The sequence below is a fragment of the Microcoleus sp. D3_18a_C4 genome (genome assembly GCF_036702415.1).
Classification (GTDB): Bacteria; Cyanobacteriota; Cyanobacteriia; order Cyanobacteriales; family Microcoleaceae; genus Microcoleus.
Genome location: NZ_JAUBTI010000087.1, coordinates 1 through 20,851, shown reverse-complemented (window position 1 = coordinate 20,851; position 20,851 = coordinate 1). Strand labels below are relative to the sequence as shown.

The following is a 20,851-nucleotide window of genomic DNA, read 5'->3' as shown; positions in this document are numbered from 1 at the left end:
CAATTTAAATGCACAACAGCTTATCTTACTAACTCATAACTTAGGTAATTGGCACAGGTTGGGCGACTGCGGCAAATAAGGTGTGCCATGTACACCCTACTTTAATTCCACGAATCGGCGGCTGAACATCAGGTTTTTAACCCTAATTGCTTCCTATTTGTAACCTCTATTTTTTTCCGACCAAATGCGGGTTGGTAGTCCCCAAACATAGACAAATCCTTCGGCAGCTTTGTGATCGAATTCGTCCTCTGCGCCGTAGGTTGCTAAGTCGAAACTGTACAGAGAATTGTCAGATTTGCGGCCGACAATAGTCGCATTTCCTTTGAACAGTTTGAGCCGCACGGTTCCCGTTACTCGCTTTTGCGTGTCCTGAATAAATGCGTCTAAAGCGGTTTTCAAAGGATTGTACCAAAGACCGTTGTAAATCATTTGGCTGTAGGTTTCTTCGATGCCTCGCTTGTACCGCGTCACATCTGCTGTCAGCGTCAAACTTTCTAAGTCTCGGTGCGCGTGCATCAAAACTAAAATCGCTGGTGTTTCGTAAATTTCCCGCGATTTAATCCCGACGAGGCGGTTTTCAATCATGTCAATCCGGCCGACTCCGTGGTTTCCAACTATTTCGTTGAGTTGGGTAATTAAGGCGACTGGTGATAAATTTGTGCCGTTTAAACTGACAGGATTTCCGCAATCGAAACCGATTTCTAGGTATTCGGGTGTGTCGGGAGTTTGTTCGATCGCCTTTGTCATCAAATAAACTTCCTCTGGCGGTTCCGCCCAAGGATCTTCGAGGATTCCGGCTTCTATTGCCATTCCTAATAAGTTGCGATCGATACTGTAAGGCGAAGACTTTTTCACTGGCGACGGAATACCGCATCTTTCGCCGTATGCGATCGTTTCCTCGCGGCTCATTTTCCACTCCCGCGCTGGTGCTAAGATTTTAATCTTGGGGTTGAGGGCGCCGATCGACACATCGAACCGCACCTGATCGTTTCCTTTACCGGTGCAACCGTGGGCGATCGCATCTGCACCGTATTTTTCCGCCGCTTCTACTAACAATTTAGCAATCAGCGGGCGAGCGAGGGCAGTCGAAAGGGGATAACGGTTTTCGTAAAGTGCGTTAGCTTGAATCGCTGGAAACGCATAGTCTTTGACAAATTCTTCGGTAGCATCAATAACTAAAGATTCCGAAGCACCGGATGCTAAAGCTTTTTTGCGGATCGGTTCTAATTCGTCTCCCTGTCCCAAATCCGCGGCCAGAGTAATTACTTCTTCAACACCCCACTCGTTTTTGAGGTAAGGAATGCAGACGGAGGTATCGACTCCGCCGGAATATGCTAGGACAACTTTTTTAGCGCGACTCATTGCTCTTTACATCCTGAATTTAACTGACATCTTGCACCCTTGTCACTAAGCTTTTCAGGGCGGGCAAGATGCCCACCCCACAAAAAAATATCATTTTTGTGGAACAGGCATCTTGCCTGTTCTGGAGAATGGTGCAAGAGGTGATATTTAACCGACTTTTCATTATGCACCTAATTGAGATCGATTCTTGTCAGAAATAGTACAGATTTATATATTCTTTTTTTGCTAAACTTTGCTATTTACCGGGGGAGTTGCTGCGGAAAATCTGCTACCGTGGGATACGGTAACTGTGGCGATGGGGAAAAGCCGTGTTTTTTAGTGTTGTGATTCCGACGTATAATCGTAAACCGATTTTGGCAAAATGTCTACTGGCTTTGGAAAATCAGCACTTCGGTGAGATTGTCAGAGAGTATGAAGTAATTGTCGTGGACGACGGATCGACGGACGGGACGCTGGAGTGGTTGGCCGCAAATGCTGACTTGTTGCCTCATGTGCGATCGATCTGTCAATCTCACCAGGGCCCGGCGGCGGCCCGGAATTTGGGTGTTGAAGATGCTAAGGGCGATACGATTATTTTTATTGACAGCGATTTGGTGGTAACAGAGCATTTTTTGCAAGCACACGCCGATGCTTTACTACAGGGTTACAAAGATACTGATGCTGTTTTTACTTACGGCAGCGTGATTAATACTTGCAATTTCGACAATCCTACCTCAGAACCTTACAAAATCACCGATTTTTCGGCGGCTTATTTTGCTACGGGAAATGTGGCGATCGCCCGCCACTGGCTGCTGGCTGCTGGACTTTTTGACAATCGCTTTCAACTGTACGGATGGGAAGATTTAGAGTTGGGAGTTAGGTTGAAAAAATTAGGTTTGAAACTGATCAAATGTCCGGCTGCTGTCGGCTATCACTGGCATCCACCTTTTAGTTTAGAGCAAATTCCGGGCATGATTGACCGCGAAATTCAGCGCGGGAGAATGGGAGTTTTGTTTTATCAAAAGCACCCAAGTTGGGAAGTAAGGATGATGATTCAAATGACTTTTTTGCACCAAATACTGTGGGGAGTTTTATCATTAGGTGGGATGCTAAACGAGAGAACGATGACTCCTTTTTTGCAGTGGTTGATTGACCAAGGCAAGCCCCAGCTAGCTTTAGAAATTGCTCGGATTTTTCTGAATTGGTATAACGTGAAAGCCGTGTACGCCGCTTGCGGGGAATTGCAGGCAGAGACAAAGATACCATAAATCAGCCGGACAGCGCAAATAAAGTATAAGATATTGTAGGAGTTTTTCAGGGCCCATTGGTGTCAACTTAAGCTCCTAATTAGTAACGGTATACTGTTTGACAATTATGCCTACACTGCCCTAGCGCTGCTTAAGAAGGAGGATTTAGGGAACAGGGCTGTTTCGGGGCAACCACGGGGAGTAGGGGTCGGATTGCCCCTACGAAAAACCAGGCTTTTGTAGGGGTGATGCCAAGAATGCCCGCCCCCACCCAGAGATGATTTCATGGGCTTTTCAGGCATCGGGGCTCTTCACGAGGGTTTGCCCCTACAAGAAAATGAAACCGCCCTGGATTTAGGGAATTCAAGACTTGGATACAAACCAGAAAAATAAAGAATTTTAGTCTTAAGTTGACACCCATGTTCAAGCCTGTTTTAATTAACCTTTGGAGTGTGGATATCTACTGACAAAACACAATACACAGCCACCCGCTAAAGGGAGGCAAAACCGGGTTATAAAAATTGTAAAACTTTTAGTTTTACCTTTAGTCAAAATTGCTTGCTTAGCCTGTGATTTGAGCAATATAGGCGGTTTTCTCACTCGGCTCCGATAATTTGAGCTACCAACATTTTCCAACGAGCATTACTTTTGATATAATGACCAATAATTGAGGAGTGTGCTAGAGAACCAAGAGTTGTGCTGGTTTACCTGAGAGTGTTAGCTACAAGCGGTTAAGGACTTTAAAAATATTCCCACATATACAACTTGAATAGTTTGAGGGTTTGCTGTGAATACAACTGACGATAAAAATCCAAGACTAGAAACAGTTAGACTTCAAAACACTGTCTTACAAGAAAATATTTTAATGGTGGACGACCATCCAGAAAGCTTGCGACTTTTATCCCGGATTTTGTCTAAGCGGGGATATAAAGTGCGACCGACACGAGATGGCAAATTGGCTCTTAAATTTGCTCTGTCGAGTCCACCAGATTTGATTTTGCTGGACATTATGATGCCCGGTATGGATGGCTATCAAGTCTGCGAACAGCTAAAAGCTTGTCCGCAAACCAAACACATTCCTGTGATTTTTATTAGCTCTTTAAATGAAGTTTTTGATAAAGTCAAAGCTTTTTCGGTGGGGGGGGCAGACTACATTAGTAAACCATTTCAAACAGAAGAAGTGGTGAGCCGTGTCGAAAATCAACTGCTTCTGAACCGTCTTTATAAACAAATTTTAGCACAAAATGCGCTGCTGCAAGCAGAAATAGAAGAACGCAAGCGGATCGAAGCAGAACTCCGAGACAGCCAACGCTGGCTGTCGGCCGTAATTCAAACACATCCTAATCTTTTGTACGTTTCCGATTTGATTGAACAGCGAACTCTGTATATCAACCGCGAAATCTATAGCGATATTGGCTACACCCTGGAAGAAATCCAGCAGATGGCAGGAGGATTTCTTCCTAACTTAATACATCCTGACGATTTCCCAGGATTCTCAGAACACAGGAGGAGGATTGAGGCCGCCAAAGACGGTGAAAGCTTTGAGTTTGAGTACCGAATTCAGCACAAAAATGGTGAATATCGCTGGTTTGTTAGCGTGGATACAGTGTTTGCCAGAACACCCGACGACAAACCGTGGAAAATTTTGGGAACGGCTACTGAAATTAGCGATCGCAAACAAGCAGAACTCGAACTTAAAACAGCTTTATCTGCTTTGGAACGGCAAATCAAGCAAAGATTTCTTCTAGAAACGATTACTCTCGAAATCCGATACAGCTTAAATCCAGATCAAGTTTTTCAAACAGCGGCAGCCCAAATTGGTCGCATTTTTAATGCGGATTGCTGCTTGGTTCACACCTACACAGAAAACCCTATTCCCAGAATTTCTAATGTCGCTGAGTACAGAAAATCCGCATCCAAATCCATTTTAGATTTAGAAATTCCCATAGATGGCAATCCTCACGTTCAGTTTTTATTGTCCCAAGATCAAGCTGTAGTTTCTGACGATGTTTTTTCCGAACCGCTGCTAGAAAACGTCCGAGATTTGTGCTGTCAAATAGGTTTGAAGTCGATGATATCCATCCGCACTTCCTACCAGGGAAAAGCGAACGGAATGATATGCTTGCACCAGTACGATCGCCCGCGCCACTGGACACCAGATGAGATCGGATTATTGAGCGCTGTGGCGGCACAGATGGGAATTGCGATCGCTCAAGCCAACCTTCTCGAACAAGATAAACAACAGCGACTTAAACTTCAACAAAGCGAAGCTAGTCTAGCAGCAGCCCAGAAAATTGCCCATATCGGCAGTTGGGAATTTGATTTAGTCACAAATAAAATTACTTGGTCAGAAGAAGTATTCCGCATTTTTGGTCTTGACTCAAGTGCAACTGAACCGACATCTGCCAAACTTTTAAAGATGTGTCATCCCGACGACAGAGAATTATTTCAACAAACAGTCAGCCTGACTATCTCACAAGGAATTTCCTACAAAAGAGAGTTCCGATTTTTGCATCCTAGCGGTCAAATTATCTACGTGGAAGGAAGGGGAGAAGCTGTTTTTAGCGAAACTGGGGAAGTAATCAAACTGTTGGGAACAGTGATGGATATTAGCGATCGCAAACAAGCAGAAGCAGCTTTGCAAATTAGCGAAGAACGTTTTTATCTGGCATTTGAAGGCAGTGCGATGGGATTGTGGGATTGGAATCTGGCCACGGGAGAAGTCTATTTTAATCCACGGTGGAAAATGATGCTGGGATATGAAGTAGAGGAGGTAGAAAATAGTTTTGCATCCTGGGAGCAACTGGTACATCCAGAGGATTTGTCTCCGGCTAAAGCAGCGCTAACTGCTCACCTGGAAGGCAAAAATCCTACTTACGAAGTGGAATTTAGGATGCTGACAAAATCCGGCGAGTGGAAGTGGATTTTAGCTCAAGCGAAGGTGATGGAACACGACGCTTCGGGAAATCCTTTGCGGATGACGGGCACGCATATTGATATTAGCGATCGCAAACAAGCCGAAGTAGAGTTGCAATTTAGCGAACAGCGAGAACGAGAAAAAGCGCAACAGTTAGAACAAACTCTGGCAGACTTAAAAAAGGCTCAATCTCAGCTTATTCAAGCCGAAAAAATGTCAAGTATCGGGCAAATGGTAGCGGGAGTAGCCCATGAAATTAATAACCCCATCAGCTTCATCTACGGCAATATTATTCCCGCCGCACAGTACGCTCGCGATTTGGTAAAATTGATCGATCTCTACCAGCAATACTATCCCGAACCAGTTCCAGAAATAGCCCAAGAATTGGCAGAAGTTGAGGTGGATTTTATGGCTGGCGATTTCCCGAAAATCCTGGATTCAATGCAAGAAGGTGCTAACCGAATTAAGCAGATAGTGCTGTCTTTGAGAAACTTTTCGAGACTTGACGAAACCGATCGCAAAGTAATAGATATTCATGAAGGGATTGAGAGCACTTTGGTGATTTTGCAGCACCGATTCCAGTCACAGCCAAAACGTCGGGAGATTCAAGTTATTAAAAATTACGGGAATCTGCCCAAAGTCGAGTGTTATCCGGCTCAATTAAACCAGGTATTTATGAATTTGCTGGTGAATGCGATCGACGCTGTGGAAGAGTCATCAGCAAACTGTACTGGCAAAGTTAACCAGATTCGCATTACTACGGAAGTCAGCAGAGAAAATCAAGTGTGTGTGCGGATTTCTGACAGCGGGCCCGGTATCTGTCCCGAAGTTCAGTCAAGGATGTTTGACCCGTTTTTTACTACAAAACCTGTGGGAAGGGGCACTGGTTTGGGGTTGTCGATTAGTTACCAAATTGTGAAAGATACCCACGGCGGTAAGTTGGAGTGTCATTCAGAAGTTGGCCGGGGAACAGAATTTGCGATCGAACTGCCGATTTCGCAAAAGTTAAAAGTTAAAAGTTAGGATAAGCTGTTAAATCACGTGCGGTAAATTAACCATAATTTTTGTAGGGGCCGGTTCACCACAAATCTATAATATTACTCACAGATGAGCGTAAACCCCCTCGACCGTCAGATGGGGGGCAATTGCAACGGATATCATATTAATTGTGTATCAGAACCTATTTTAGGGTGCGTGATAACCTGACATTTTCTCCCGTATTTCCTGCGAACGGTCTGTCATTTAGGATCGCGAATTAAATAACTTACAATTTTAATTGTTATTGTGGGATGGGCGTCCCGCCCGTCCTTTTTGGACGGGCGGGACGCCCATCCCACTTTCAAGAGTGGAAGTTATTTAATTCTCATTCCTTAGTGTAATCTCATCTTAAACATGATATAATAAAAAGTTAGCCTTTTGAGGCTCCAGACGTGGCGCTGCTAAAATTAGTAGTCAATATTACAGTTGCTTTTATACAAACTCTGTCAACATACGTCTGCTGTAGCGTCTACCACATTTTAACTGAATTATGACTGACTCAATTCGCTTCCTCATGTGTGCTCCCGACCACTACGATGTAGATTACGTGATTAATCCGTGGATGGAGGGAAATGTCCACAAATCATCGCGCGATCGCGCCGTCGAACAGTGGGAAAAACTTTACCACGTCCTCAAAGACAACGCCGTTGTAGACCTCGTACCGCCCGAAAAAGGCTGGCCGGATATGGTTTTCACCGCCAACGCAGGCTTACTTTTAGGCAATACCTTCGTCCTCAGCCGTTTCTATCACAAAGAACGCCAAGGCGAAGAACCCTATTTCAAAGCATGGTTTGAAAGCAAAGGTTTCACCGTGCACGAACTCCCGAAAGACTTGCCGTTTGAGGGCGCTGGCGATGCTTTACTCGATCGCGAAGGACGCTGGTTGTGGGCAGGATACGGCTTCCGTTCCGAACTTGACTCGCACCCGTTACTAGCAAAATGGCTCAACATAGAAGTGCTTTCGCTGCGTTTAGTTGACGAACGTTTCTATCACCTAGACACCTGTTTTTGTCCTCTGACAGGCGGCTATTTGCTCTACTATCCAGCAGCATTTGATTCCTACTCAAACCGCTTAATTGAAATGCGGGTCCCACCAGAAAAACGCATTGCTATTGAAGAAGCAGATGCCGCAAACTTTGCCTGCAATGCGGTAAATATTGACAAAGTTGTGGTAATGAACAAGGTTAGCGAAGCCTTGAAATCGCGCATCACTGAGGCGGGTTTTCAAGTAATCGAAACGCCGATGAGCGAATTTCTGAAAGCGGGCGGCGCCTGTAAGTGTTTGACGCTGCGGGTAACGGAACCGGTGCAAGAAGATCGATCGGCAAACGTGATGGTAGAAAGCCGCACAATTCGCATGGAAGGTCACTTGCTCGATGCAGGTTTAATCAGCCGCGCTTTAGACTTAATTGTCGATCTCGGTGGCAGTTTCCAAGTGCTCAATTTCAATCTGGGAGAGCAGCGGCAAAGCACATCATCTGCAGACGTTAAAGTTTCGGCTCCTTCCCACGATGTGATGGAAGAAATGATGGGAATGCTGATTGACTTGGGTGCAGTGCCGCCACCACAAGAGATTTGCGACGCTATTTTAGAACCGGTAGTGCAAGATGGCGTTGGCCCAGACGACTTTTATGTGAGTACAATTTATCCCACAGAAGTGCGGGTAAATGGTCAGTGGGTGAAAGCGCAAAATCAGCGGATGGATGGTGCTGTTGCTATTACTGAAACCGCTGATGGCCCAGTGGCTAAATGCAAATTATTGCGCGATTTAAAAGTAGGAGAAAAAGTAGTTGTTGATGTGGTCGGCATCCGCACCATCCGCAAAACAGAATCGCGGGAACAGCGCAATTCTCAAGAATTCAGCTTTATGTCGGGCAGCGTTTCTAGCGAACGCCGCGTAGAATTGGTCGTGGAACAAGTAGCGTGGGAATTGCGCCAAATTCGCGATCGCGGTGGCAAAGTTGTAGTTACGGCGGGGCCTGTTGTTATCCACACTGGCGGTGGCGAACATTTAGCGCACTTAATTCGTGAAGGTTACGTGCAAGCGCTGTTAGGTGGAAATGCGATCGCGGTTCACGACATGGAACAATCGAATATGGGAACCTCTTTAGGGGTTGACATGAAACGCGGTGTTGCTGTGCGCGGCGGACACCGGCACCACTTGAAAATAATTAACACTGTGCGGCGTTACGGGAGTATTGCAAAAGCTGTTGAAGCAGGGTTGGTTACTAACGGTGTGATGTACGAGTGTGTCAAGAACAATATACCGTTTTCTCTTGCCGGTTCGATCCGCGATGACGGGCCACTTCCCGACACGCAAATGGATTTAGTTAAGGCTCAAGAAGAATATACTGAGCTGTTACGCGGTGCGGATATGGTGTTAATGCTGTCGTCTATGCTGCACTCAATTGGTGTGGGAAATATGACGCCGGCTGGTGTGAAGATGGTCTGTGTGGACATTAATCCGGCGGTGGTGACGAAATTGAGCGATCGGGGTTCGATCGAATCTACTGGAGTTGTTACCGATGTGGGACTGTTCCTCAGTTTGTTGGTGAATCAATTGGATAAGTTGACCAGTCGCCATCATGTAGCTCAATCTGTTTAGATTCGGCGGTTGAAACCGCGTCTATACAAACGAAGTCCGCCTGCGCGGACTGAAGAATAGAGGCTGGTAGGGTGCACAATGTGCACCTTACAGAGCCGATAATAATGCTCATTATAATCGCTCAAAATGCGCCCCAATAAATTGAGCGATCGCCCTGTCGAGCGCCGTTTTCTCCTGCAGAGGATGTAATTTCTAAATTAGGGGCGGTGACTGGAGACAAATCCCCCGGTAAAGACCTAATTCGCAACTCATTTAGCAAAGCATTAATATTGCTCGGCTCAGCATCCAGAATGCTCGCTAGCGGCAGCAGATTTTGCACTGCATATTCGCCGAGTCGAGCATTAATACTCTCTGCTAAATAGCAGAGCATAATGTATCTGCTACTGCTACTGATAATATGAAATATTTTATTCAACTCATCAAAGTATTGAGTCCCCGGTATAGATGCCGCGATTTGGGTTTCACCCTTCCAGAATAAATCTACATGAATTTGACTAGCTGGCGAAACTTTAGCCTTTGCAATCCAGATGATATCGAGGATTGGTTCAGAGTCGCGCTCGTGGAAAATCAGCCGCTTTAAACCCGATATAAATTCTGGGGAATTTAGCGTATTTTGCCATTCTCGACACCAATCATTACTTTTAGAATTTAGGGCATTTTTGACCGTCGTCGGACGTTCAATCACATCTTTTAATAAAGAAAGACTTCCCGCAGCTTTGGCAAAGTTTGGGGAGATTTGCTGGTGCAGTATCTGGTTGGGATCAATGTAATCTTTGCGCCAAGGTGCGTCCGGGATGAGAACTTCAGAGGCGGGAGCAAGTGTGATGTTAGCAGTAAGTATTGGTGGGTTTTTAACTGTGCAGCCTTCTAATGACTGTTGAGATTCTAGACGGCCGATGACCTCGATCGCAGAGTTTTTATCTGCTGCGTTTAAAGGTGTGTTGCTGTACTCTGCTGCTAATTCTTCGAGAAAATCTAGGTAATCTTGTACAACAGGCGATCGCCCTTGTCCCAAAAGCTGATAGACTTCGGAAAATGGATGAGAAACCGCTATAGTTGTGCGGCGGTTGCCGAAAAAAGGCACGTCATCCAAAAAAGCGTATTTTGGCCGCCAAAACTTACCCCTAGACTCATCCCACAGACATTGACGCCCAGCAAAGCGCTTTTGAATTTGCTGGCGTTGTTCGCTGGAAATACTGCCTTTGATGAAAGTATCATCGAGATACTTGTAAATTGCCTTTACTGATTGTAAATGTGCGTTTAGAGCGTCGGATGTCGTGATTTCAACTGTCATTTTCCCAAATTTTGATTAGTGTATCAAAGTGGTCGATAACTGTAGTGGTATCTACAGGCTGAAAACCAAGTGCAGTTCTGATTTCGGGCTTCAGCAAGTCGCGCTGAGGGCGTGCAAATAAAAATTTTTGGCTAGCAACTAAGCGAACATCTTGAATGAAACAGACATCTTTAGCGCGATACAGCCTCGGTTCAGGTATCGCCGCGCCGGGATATTGGCTTAACTTTTGAGGATTTTGCTCGACAGGAAGCCAAGGTTTATCTGCGAGTGTTTCAGCCAGTGTTTTGTTGGTATTCCCAATTTTGGTATATTTTAGTGCCTCCCAATTATCAACTATGTAGTTAAAAACGGCAATACAAGCATCGGTTACTGTGCCTGCACCTGAACGATTGGCGGTTTGAATTAGATTGTCAACACAAACTGAAATGTCATCTGCACTCAAGGTTTTTCGCATACCCAAAGTATCGAAAAAATCGAGCCATAGTGCATAATCCTGCGAGTAAAATTCCATGTCTGGAATAGCTGCTAAATTTCCGAGAATGTGGCGGATTACTTGACTTTCGGGATTGTAAATTAGTTCGACAGAGCGTAATCTGCGATCGCTACAGCGTACCAAACGCGCCTTTTTCAGCTCTTCCTGGAATGAAAAAGCATTCTCTCCTGCTTTTTCTAGTTCTTTGCAAGCATCATTCAGATGCTCTCGAATCCACGCCAGCGCGATTAGTTGTTCTTCAGGAGCAAATGAGGCATACTCAGGTAACAAACACTCGCGAATTAGTCTAGCGCGATTCAGTACCGGAACTTGCAAAAATTGGAACAGCCGCAGCCATTGCCTATTTTTTTCTATGCGTAAAAGCCTCAACGTACCTGCAATTTCCGGCGGTTCGTATCCACCGCCCGGAAGGTAGACATTTTCATCGTTGAGGGAAACAATTTCGTGGGAAGTTGTGGGGTAAATTGGTAGTTGACGCAGCTTGTTGAGGCTATCTTGGTCGTAATTTGTTGGTTCTGAAGCTGCCAGGAAATTGAGAAGAGAGGTATAATGCTGTTGGTGGTAGGGCGGCAAACCTCGATCGCACCGCGAAGATACTGTGTCTAGGACATCTGGGCCTGTCAGAAAATAGACTAACAGATTTTTGTGTCTTTGAGCAAATTGGGCGATCGCACTTTCAAGTTTAGCCGGTGCTTTGACAAGCGTCACCCCAAAATACTGTACAGCCTCGATCGTTTCCGCTGCAATATTATCAGCGCACAACAAAGGAGTTTCCGCAGTTCCTCCTTTGTGAAGCTTACCATCATTTCCCGGAACCAGTGGAACTTTCTTTAATTCCTCGACTGTTTCTGGCGACAGATATCTGGGGGAGATATTAAAAAAATAATTGTATACGAGAGTCAACCACTCTGCATTTGGTGGATTTAGTGCATCAGATTGCCAATCGCATTGTGACTGCGTTGAACTAATGACATAAACCAATTTTCTCGCTACTTCTGTAGCCTTCATTTCTGACACGCCAATCATGTTATGTGTAGGCACTACCTGGCTTAAATCTTGATGCAAAAACCATTCTAGATGATCGGCAAATATCTGCCTTGATGTCTCTTCGGAAAAGTAAATAGTGCCTATCGGGTTGTAACCAAATACTTGCAGAGTATTATTAGCGAGAAAAGCTAGCGGTAAACCGCGCAAATCCCGGTGATTGTCGCTGATGCAATAGCGCAGCATATTCGCAATCCACTGTCTATTTTGCAAGCTGGGTTTCGGTGCATCTTGCAAGGGGACGCCTAGTTGTTTGTTTTCGGTTAAGTGTTGTCGCAAGTTAGCTGCCGTGAATGTTTGCAACAGCAAACCTGCATCTTTAAAAGCTGCCAAAATTGACTCCGGTAATGGCGGTTCGGGAATGTCGATATTGTCGGCGCGCATTGCTGCTAATAATTCGTCCCACAACTTTTTAGAAGGTAGATTTTTGACTGTCGGAGGCGTCACCCATCTTGTTTTTGACACCACTGCCCCGCTGAATAGATGTTGAGTTACAGCGTGTTCTACAGCCGATCGCACAACTGCTCTCGGATACAATAACTGTATGACAAAACGGTGCAGTTCTTCGAGAGCTTTGCTGACAGTAATTTTGCTAACAGGCCAAAGTTTGTAAAATTCCTCTGGCTGATACCTGCCAATATCTTGCACTAAATCAACAATTAAGTTAGCATAAGCGTGGGACAAAACGTGCTGTGCGAGTAGCTGGTTCCAAATAGCTCTCGGTCGGTCTTTTCCAGTTTGTCCGCTGTCGCTGCTGAGGTTATCCCGCGAACTATTTAAGTTAAAAAAACCGTTGATGTGAACGGGTAGCCCAGTTTCCAGGGGAAGTGGCAAAAAACAGTATACTTTCCCGCCCACAGGTTGAGGATTTCCCTCGGTACTAACAGCATTAATCCTAGCAGCAGCGCCCGCCCAAGGCAATACTTTTTCTTGGCTTTCGTACATTGCTTTTATGACTTTTGCCAACTCGTCGCCTTCATCTGTGCGAATTAAACTTACTGTTCTCCAAGTTGATTTGGTATTCCGATTCCCGCTAATCGTTTCTATCTCGTGGCGGTAAGAAACTGATATTAAACTGGCTGGATTATTGTGGCACAATTCCAGCAATTTGTCTGGTGTCTGGGGAATTGCATCGAGGAGTTGTTGCCGCGCTTCTCGTACTTCTTGCTGGTTCTGGGTAACAATCGCCAGAATCTCTTGCCTAGTTTCTTGACTGTTGGCGGGGATTTCGTAAACTCTAATTTCCTGAACCGATTTCAGGAATAGCAGCAGTTCTTCACCTGAATTAATCAGTGCGTCTAGTAGTTCATTGACGTTGGATTCGGTAAAAGCTTGTTTGCGAATTTCGCTATTTTTAGCGTGTTCTGCGGTTCTCAAGGGCAAGCGAAACAAAGTGCCTTGAAAATTTGTATCTCCTAATGGCAATCCTCCCGCTGCGTAGACTTGCATAAAATCGGGATATTTTTCGTACCATTTAGCGTCTGCCAAATTCCATTCGCGTCCCGGTTCTTGTCGGGAAGTGCCGGGAATCGCCGCGCCGTGAGGGTCAAAAAAGATGATGCGATCGCGCGATACGAAACTAGGATAATCTGTAACATGATATATTGCATTAAACCCGACGCCAAATCTACCCGTTTTCTGCAAATCTCGCGCTTTTTCGCTTTGTCCCAGGCTGCGAATGCTCTCAAAATCTTTATCTGCAAACACGCGATCGTTGTAGACTAACATCGCCGGCCCCATTAGCTGTACCATACGATCGTCAGGCAATTGTTTGACCGGATGGTTGCGCCAATCAAGAGTAATTTCTACGCGCGTTGCTTTAGCATCGTCAGCATTTTGGATCAACTCTTTGATAATGCCAACGCCTTCGGGATAATCTCGGATAATCCCTCTCAAGCGGGCGATCAAGGGTTCGGATTGGTAGAAAGACTTGCCCTCAATTTCGCTATTGCTGTAAGCCATAGATGTTCTGACGACTAAAAGCGGGAGGAATTTAAATGCGATCGCGCATCTTCACTTTGTATCTAATACTATACAAGCGAAGCGTAAATACAAGTAGGGTGCGCGCGCAGCAACCTACCGAAAGCTATTCGTAATATTGCAATAAAAAACCTCAGACCCGCAAGTCTGAGGACCGGAGTTCCTGAAAATCGTCACTTCTTACTATTGTCGCCAACCAACACCACAACATACAAGAGGGGTGCAACCCAGCACGGCAGTTTTTGGCAGACAGAGATTGCTTCCTGACTCGGAAGGCGAAAGCAATTTTTAATTCCACACTTCACGAAAGCCAAACAATTCCTCTCGCCATTTACATATCTGGGTTGATAATTTAGCTTTAGGATGGGAGTCTGTCCTCGATCGCAATATAAGGATCACCGTGAGTCCCCGTATATATTTGAGTCGGGCGGTAAATGCGGTTTGCCTCTAGCTGTTCCTTCCAGTGGGCCAACCAGCCGGCAACACGGGCGATCGCAAAAACTGGTGTAAATAAGTCCAGCGGAATTCCCATTTTGCGGTAAACCAAACCAGAATAGAAATCTACATTTGCATAAATTCCCTTGTGAGCTAGTTTTTCCTCAACCACTTCTTCTAACTTGATAGCAATGTCGTAATAATCGTCGTGACCGAAGTTCTCAAACAACTGTTCCGCTAACCTCTGAAGAATAGTTGCTCTCGGATCTTTCACCTTGTAAACTCGGTGACCGAAACCCATGATTTTGTCCTTATTTGCAACGCACTTCTCGACAAAAGCCCGCACGTTTTCTACCGAACCAATTTGCTCCAACATATCAATCACTTCTTCATTAGCTCCCCCGTGCAGCGGTCCCGCCAAAGTGCCAACTGCTGAAGCAATCACTCCGTAAGGGTCTGTCAGTGTCGAAGCTGTTACCATTGCCGAAAATGTAGAGGCATTAATGGTATGTTCAGCGTGGAGAGTCAGACAAGTGTCAAAAATGCTAGCTAACAGCGGATCGGGTTCTTGCTCGTTGAGCATATAAAGAAAGTTAGCCGAGTAGTCCAAGTCATCCCTCGGCCGCACCGGGTCATTTCCCCGTCGCATTTGCTGGAACGCTGCTACCATTGTGGGAATCTTAGCTAGCAGTCGCACTACAGCTTCTCGAATGTATGCTGGGTTAGCCAGGGCTCTGCGGGAGTAGAACAAGCCCAGGGCGGCCGCTGAAGCTTGCAGGGCGTCCATTGGATGTCCTCTTTCTGGAAAGCATTTCATCATGTCCCGGATGCGATATTTGATCCGGCGGTGATAGCGAATTTCATGCTCGAAAGCTTCTAGTTCTTCCTTTGTCGGAAGTACCCCCCAGATTAATAAATATGAAGTTTCGAGAAAGGAACTTTTCAGTGCCAGTTCCTCGATGCTAATCCCGCGATATTCCAGCAACCCTTTTTGTCCATCGACGTAGCTAATGCTGGACAAGGTGGCGGGAACACCTTCTAAACCTGGTTTGAATTCGCCGACGACCATTGCGATACCGTTTTATGTGAGTTCAATCTACTAAAAGTACATTACCAGAAACGAAGATAGTGTCGCAGTCTTGACAGATAATCATTTAATTCGGGTTCAGAAATCGGGTTTTTCAACAGACAGCCCGATCGCACCGCTGCGTATTGTCGCCCCTTTTTCCCGGTTTCGCCGTCCCAGAATGCCGTTTTAAGAGGGCTGGCGCGTCCTGTTAATGTCGGGGCGGTTCGCTGTTTCTAGTGCAGCAAAAACTTGGGCGCAGTTAGCCAAAACATTTGGCTGCGGCCCACAGGGGAGCCTGTTTCCGGGAGGATTAAGCCGATGATACCTGCTTTTTTGAGAATCAGGGCATCTTGCGATCGAGCCCAAAGCAAAGTTTCTGCCCAGTGGCCTAAGTCTGGTTGGTGGCCCACCAGGGCCAAGCTGCGACTACCTATTTCCTGCCACTGTTTGTACCACTCCAGCCAGTTTCCGATGTCTCCTGAAGGTGCGAGGGCGGCGGATTCTTCTATTTGGGAACTCAAACCGACTGTTTGCAGGATTTGGGCGGTTTGCTGGGCCCGCAGTAGGGGACTGGTGAGAATCAAGTCAAACTGAATTTCGAGTTCGTACAGCCGTTGGGCAATTTTCCTGGTTTTACGATCGCCCTCTTTAGTCAGCGGGCGTTCTGAGTCTGTATCATATTCTTCGGGCTCGGCTGCGATACCGTGGCGGATCAGATATAAATGCACTGTCGCTGTCCTTTTGATAGCTGTGCGCTCGAACTTATGGGTGCAGTTTGGCGCGATCGACATATTTTGCCTATTCTACAACTGCATTGAAATCTGGCGCCGTCATCTGGTTGGCGCTTCTGTAGCCATCGCGCCCTTGTCGTTTCGCATCATACAATGCTCGATCGGCGAGGGCAACGAGTTCATCCGGTGATGTTTCCGCAGTGGGAATCACAGTTGCAATTCCCATGCTAACGGTCACGATCGCGCTCACATTAGATTGCTCGTGAGGGATTCCCAAATCTCGGATTGCCTCTCGGATCGACTCAGCAACCGCGATCGCGCCATCCGCATCCGTATTCGGTAGGATAGCAGCGAATTCTTCGCCCCCGTAACGTGCCAACAGATCCGATGAACGTTTAACCGCAAGTGCCGCCGATGAAGCCACTTTTACTAAACAAATATCTCCAGCTTGATGTCCGTAGCAATCGTTATATCGCTTGAAATAATCTACATCCAACATAATCAACGAAAGCTGTTGTTTCCCCTGCATCAGTCGGTGCCATTCCGACTCCAATCGCTCATCAAAACAGCGGCGGTTTGCTACTTGTGTTAACCCATCTGTCGTAGCAATTAATCTTTCTTGTTCCGCCCGGTGTCTGAGCATCTCCTCGGCCCGCTTGCGTTCTGTAATATCAGCAAAAGTCGTTACTACTGCATAGGGTTGAGACTGATTCATTTGGAACAGCGGTTGCGAATTAATCGAAATCCAAGTCAGCGTTTTATCCGATTTGTGAATGCCCATCACCACATTTGATACGGGTTTTCCCGTCCGTAGGGTAATCGTTGCCGGATGCTGTTGGCAGGGGAAGGGAGAGCCATCTTCCTGAACGGTTCGCCAGTCTAAATCTATGGATGTACGCCCCATCAGTTGTTCGGGGCTCAGTCCGAGAATCCTTCCGGCACTAGCATTACAGGTAGTAATTTGTCCGTCTGCTAGCTGAAGTACGACGCCTTCAGTCATGCTTGTAATCACAGAACGATACCGTTCCTCGCTCTCCTGTAATTGACTCAGGAGAATGTTTTTAGCATCAAACTCTGAAGCCAGATGCAGGCTACCCGCCAAAAACCCCGCCATCAGTTGTAAGGTATGAATATCTGACTCTGTAAAGGCACAGGGTGTACCGGAAACAACTTTTAAGACGCCAACCCGATCGTCCTGATAGAACAAAGGAACAACCACCAGTGACCGGATACCAATGCGCTGACAGGCAGACTGATCCACCCGTCCATCGGTTTGTGAATCATCGCAAAGCATGATTTGGCCGGTGGCAATACATTTTCCCGATAAACTTGTCGCTACTTTGATCCGTAATCCAACATAGGCGCTGGCGATACCGCTGGCTGCCCGATACACCAACTCATCCCCTTCCAGCATTTCAATCACGGCCCCATCGGCACCGAGCGATTTTTGAGTTCGCTCGCTAATCACCGCCATGACTGCATCGAGATTGGGATTGCGGATGGCGATTTCCTGTTGGGTGGCAATCACCACAGCCAGACGCTGGAACTCTTGTTGTAATGCCGCTTCTGCTTGCTTGCGAGCGGTGATATCCTTCATAAAGCAGTGATGCCCGATCGATCGCTCCTGCGAGTCGTAGGCTGCCAACATCACCCATTGCTGGTAAAAAATCGAACCATCTTTCCTGATACCACGGCCCTCAACCTCCACTCGGCCCTCGGCTAGCATTTTTTGATAAGCCGCCATCATCCTGTCGCAGTCGTCGGGATGAACTGTTTTCTGCCAATTCATACCAACCATTTCTTCAGGTTGATAACCCACTATATTGCCGTAGGCTTGATTAACGCTGATATATCGTCCGAAAACATCCACCCGCGAGATGCCTTCGACGGCATTAGCAAGGGCTGTACTCATTTCTCTGAGTTCTGTTTCCGCCTGGACACGATCCGTAATGTCTTGGGATGTACCAAACAACCGAATAACTTGTCCCTCTGCATTGAGTTGGACCTGTCCTCTGGCTTCGGTATGGCGAATAGAACCATTCGGGTGCAGGACTTTGAGCCGCAATAGATAAGGCTCTCCGTGAGTGAGCGCTCGTTGAACTACCCGGTGTAGCTGTCTGGCACTTTCGGGATGGTAAATCCGCAGGTTTTCTTCATAGGTAGGTTCGCCTAGGGCGCTGGATCGTCCCAAAATCTTGAAGAGTTCGGGAGACCAGGTAATTTTACCCGTAATCACGTCCCATTCCCAGTTACCGATGTGGGCAACCCGCTGGGCTTCTGACAACCGGGTTTCACTCTTTTGGAGGGCTGTTTCTGTCTGCTGGCGGTCGGTAATGTCTTTTTCGTTCACGAGCAACATCGGGTTGCCTGTTACCGGGTCGTCGGTACACCGCACGTCTATCCCATGCCAGCGAATTCCCGCCAGAGTAATCACTTGAGCCTCCGTGCTAAATACCTCACCGGACTTAAGAACTGCCATTGCTCGCTCTCCTACCTGAGAGTCAACAAAGCGACTCACAAAAGCATTATCTGTCGCAGAGTGAGGTGGCTGCATATCCCCATAACAGCGCAAGGCCGCCGGGTTTTGCAGCAGCGGCACACCTTCGAGGGTGTAGAGCGAAACCATCAGCGTGGTGTGTCGGATTGCCTCGATCGATCGCAGGGTTTCCGGTTCGATTTGAGGAGCGGTTTCGACCTTACCCTCGACCAGGATTGCCAAACGCCCGCTATTAATCCTGATGCCAGAGCACCGACAGCCTACAGAAACAGGCTCACCGCCCGGATAAAACGTCCACCGCTCGGACAAGGTTTGGCCTTGCTCAAACTGCTGCTGATAGCCCTGCAAGCGAATCCGAGTACACTCTGACAACATATCGCTAAAGTTGTGGCTCGCGAGTTGCTGCCGCGTCGAAACATTCCACAGGTACAAGGAGGCTTGGTTGGCCCAGCGGATTTGCCAATCCTCAATATCAAATATCCAGATCGGGTTTTGCAACAAGTCAAAGGCTTTGAGGTGGACAATATCGCCGCTGAGGGAACAGGCAAACTCTGGCTGTAGACAATTTTGATGATTGACTCTTGGCGCGCTTTCTGTATTGGGATCGGTTTGATTCGGTTCTGTTTTGAGTTCCGGCGGTTGATGGAAAGGCGGCACCGGGTGGTGAGATTCCAGGTGCCGCATCCTCAACCCGATCTGCGCTGCAACGTGTTGCACGATCTGAATATCCAGAGGTTCCCACTGACGCGGACTTCGGCATTGATGACCAATCAACAGTCCCCAAAGCTTCGGAGATTGCTGCTGTTTGCCATCTAGCAAGATTGGCACAACTAAATTTGCCTGAACCTGGATGCGATCGAGCAATTCGACATCACAAGCTTGAAGATGACCGCTGTGAATATCAGAAATGCTGCTCGTTTGTCCCTGGCTGTAACGCTCTACCCAGGTAGCTTCAAAGCAAGGATCGTAAATCTGTTTTCCTAGGATTTGCGGCCACTGGGCATCAACCGATTCAGCAAATACTACGCCATCTCTATGCGGTAGGAAACGATAAATAATCACGCGATCGGCTTGCAGCAGCACCCTGCTTTCTTCTACCGCACATTGCAAAATTGTCTCCAGCTCCTCTAACTCGTTGAGTTGAAGTGCAATTTCTGAAACTTTTTCTAGGATTTTCTCTAACGAGCAAGAGAAAGTCTGTTTTGTAGACATCTCCATGTTCCTTTTTTTGTTAAGCATTTTTATACTATTCTAACCGGCGACAAATAAATATAAAAATTTGTTTTAACTCGTAGTAATCGCTGGCTGGGCTTAGCAAACAACCAATATTTATGTAGCTAGCCAAACTTTTTGTGACTGCTACAATTCCTTTTTTTTTGTCATTTAGCCAAGGGTTTAGGTTGTTTGGTATCTATTTTGCTTCTTCTCAAGCGTTTTTTTGCTAATTATTATCGAAAATCTCCTGCACCAACTATAACAATCCTCGCATCATTTGTGTAATTCTTGTAGGGGCCAAACCCACGCCCGGTTGCCCCAATGAGGCCGGGGTAGGCAAAGAAAGGCACTACACATCTTTGTACGACTTCTGCAAGGATTGCTATATAACAAATTGTGATTAATTTAGCGAATAAATAAGAAATTATCAAAAAATCAACGCTGGATCATTATTAAAACTTAATAATTTTTGTGGAGTTTAGTAAACTAGATCACAATAAATTTGCCCCGCTACCTGGTTGTTTTACCAAAATACTTCGTTGTATCCCTTGACAATAGTTAAAAAACCCGGTTTCTTTGATGTGTATTTTTGCGAAAGGGGGAGAAAATTTATTACTGGTAGTCCTGGAGGGATAAACCTGGTTTTTCACCCCCCTTATATCGTTTCCGGTTGCATCGTAATAATAAAATCGAGTTGACTGTTAAGACTCAACCATTGAGTTTTTCCACCCCTCCTTCTACAGTCAACAGCCAGTCGATTTTAGATTTTAGATTTTAGATTTTAGAATTGACTCTACAGATGAATCGGGAAGCTGGAAATTAGGTGTAAAATATTTCGCTTGTCAACAGTCAACAGTCAACAGTCAACAATTTTCAATAAGGAATGAGAATTAAATAACTTCCACAACTTTGTGGGATGGGCGTCCCGCCCGTCCAAAAAGGACG

General features: G+C 46.3%; 9 protein-coding genes. 3 read left to right on the top strand and 6 right to left on the bottom strand.

The features are described 5' to 3' along the window. Positions 1-153: 153 nt before the first annotated feature. Positions 154-1,362, bottom strand: coding sequence for an argininosuccinate synthase (locus tag QUB16_RS26205; RefSeq protein ID WP_333320677.1), 1,209 nt, complete (start codon positions 1,360-1,362; stop codon positions 154-156). Positions 1,363-1,670: 308 nt separating this feature from the next. On the opposite strand from QUB16_RS26205, the gene QUB16_RS26200 reads away from it, so the two are divergent. The 3 genes from QUB16_RS26200 (at position 1,671) to argZ (ending at position 9,148) form a co-directional block, all read left to right on the top strand. Continuing rightward, positions 1,671-2,609, top strand: coding sequence for a glycosyltransferase (locus QUB16_RS26200; RefSeq protein ID WP_333320676.1), 939 nt, complete (start codon positions 1,671-1,673; stop codon positions 2,607-2,609). A gap of 766 nt (positions 2,610-3,375) precedes the next feature. Then, positions 3,376-6,528, top strand: a complete 3,153-nt coding sequence (locus QUB16_RS26195) for a PAS domain-containing protein (protein WP_333320674.1) — start codon at positions 3,376-3,378, stop codon at positions 6,526-6,528. A gap of 505 nt (positions 6,529-7,033) precedes the next feature. After that, positions 7,034-9,148, top strand: a complete 2,115-nt coding sequence (gene argZ, locus QUB16_RS26190; RefSeq protein ID WP_333320672.1) for a bifunctional arginine dihydrolase/ornithine cyclodeaminase — start codon at positions 7,034-7,036, stop codon at positions 9,146-9,148. A 121-nt stretch (positions 9,149-9,269) separates the two neighbouring features. Here argZ and QUB16_RS26185 read toward each other — a convergent pair whose 3' ends face one another. The 5 genes from QUB16_RS26185 to QUB16_RS26165 form a co-directional block, all read right to left on the bottom strand. Beyond that, positions 9,270-10,442, bottom strand: coding sequence for a hypothetical protein (locus QUB16_RS26185; RefSeq protein ID WP_333320670.1), 1,173 nt, complete (start codon positions 10,440-10,442; stop codon positions 9,270-9,272). After that, entirely contained in the window at positions 10,432-13,941 is a 3,510-nt protein-coding gene (locus QUB16_RS26180) for a sacsin N-terminal ATP-binding-like domain-containing protein (RefSeq protein WP_333320668.1), read from the bottom strand. Before QUB16_RS26180 ends, QUB16_RS26185 begins: the two co-directional genes overlap by 11 nt. A gap of 376 nt (positions 13,942-14,317) precedes the next feature. Continuing rightward, the gene (locus QUB16_RS26175) at positions 14,318-15,463 is read right to left on the bottom strand and encodes a citrate synthase (RefSeq protein WP_333320666.1); all 1,146 of its coding nucleotides are present in this window, start codon (positions 15,461-15,463) and stop codon (positions 14,318-14,320) included. A gap of 233 nt (positions 15,464-15,696) precedes the next feature. After that, complete coding sequence (sixA, locus tag QUB16_RS26170) at positions 15,697-16,191, bottom strand: phosphohistidine phosphatase SixA (protein WP_333320687.1); 495 nt, start codon at positions 16,189-16,191, stop codon at positions 15,697-15,699. 70 nt (positions 16,192-16,261) lie between these two features. Next, on the bottom strand, positions 16,262-19,903 hold the full coding sequence (locus QUB16_RS26165; protein WP_333320664.1) for a diguanylate cyclase domain-containing protein: 3,642 nt from the start codon (positions 19,901-19,903) through the stop codon (positions 16,262-16,264). Positions 19,904-20,851 lie beyond the last annotated feature (948 nt).

Coding starts and splice junctions, on each gene's coding strand:
- QUB16_RS26185 (WP_333320670.1), bottom strand. CDS start 10,442: ATGACAGTTGAAATCACGACATCCGACGCTCTAAACGCACATTTACAA.
- QUB16_RS26205 (WP_333320677.1), bottom strand. CDS start 1,362: ATGAGTCGCGCTAAAAAAGTTGTCCTAGCATATTCCGGCGGAGTCGAT.
- argZ (WP_333320672.1), top strand. CDS start 7,034: ATGACTGACTCAATTCGCTTCCTCATGTGTGCTCCCGACCACTACGAT.
- QUB16_RS26175 (WP_333320666.1), bottom strand. CDS start 15,463: ATGGTCGTCGGCGAATTCAAACCAGGTTTAGAAGGTGTTCCCGCCACC.
- QUB16_RS26165 (WP_333320664.1), bottom strand. CDS start 19,903: ATGTCTACAAAACAGACTTTCTCTTGCTCGTTAGAGAAAATCCTAGAA.
- QUB16_RS26180 (WP_333320668.1), bottom strand. CDS start 13,941: ATGGCTTACAGCAATAGCGAAATTGAGGGCAAGTCTTTCTACCAATCC.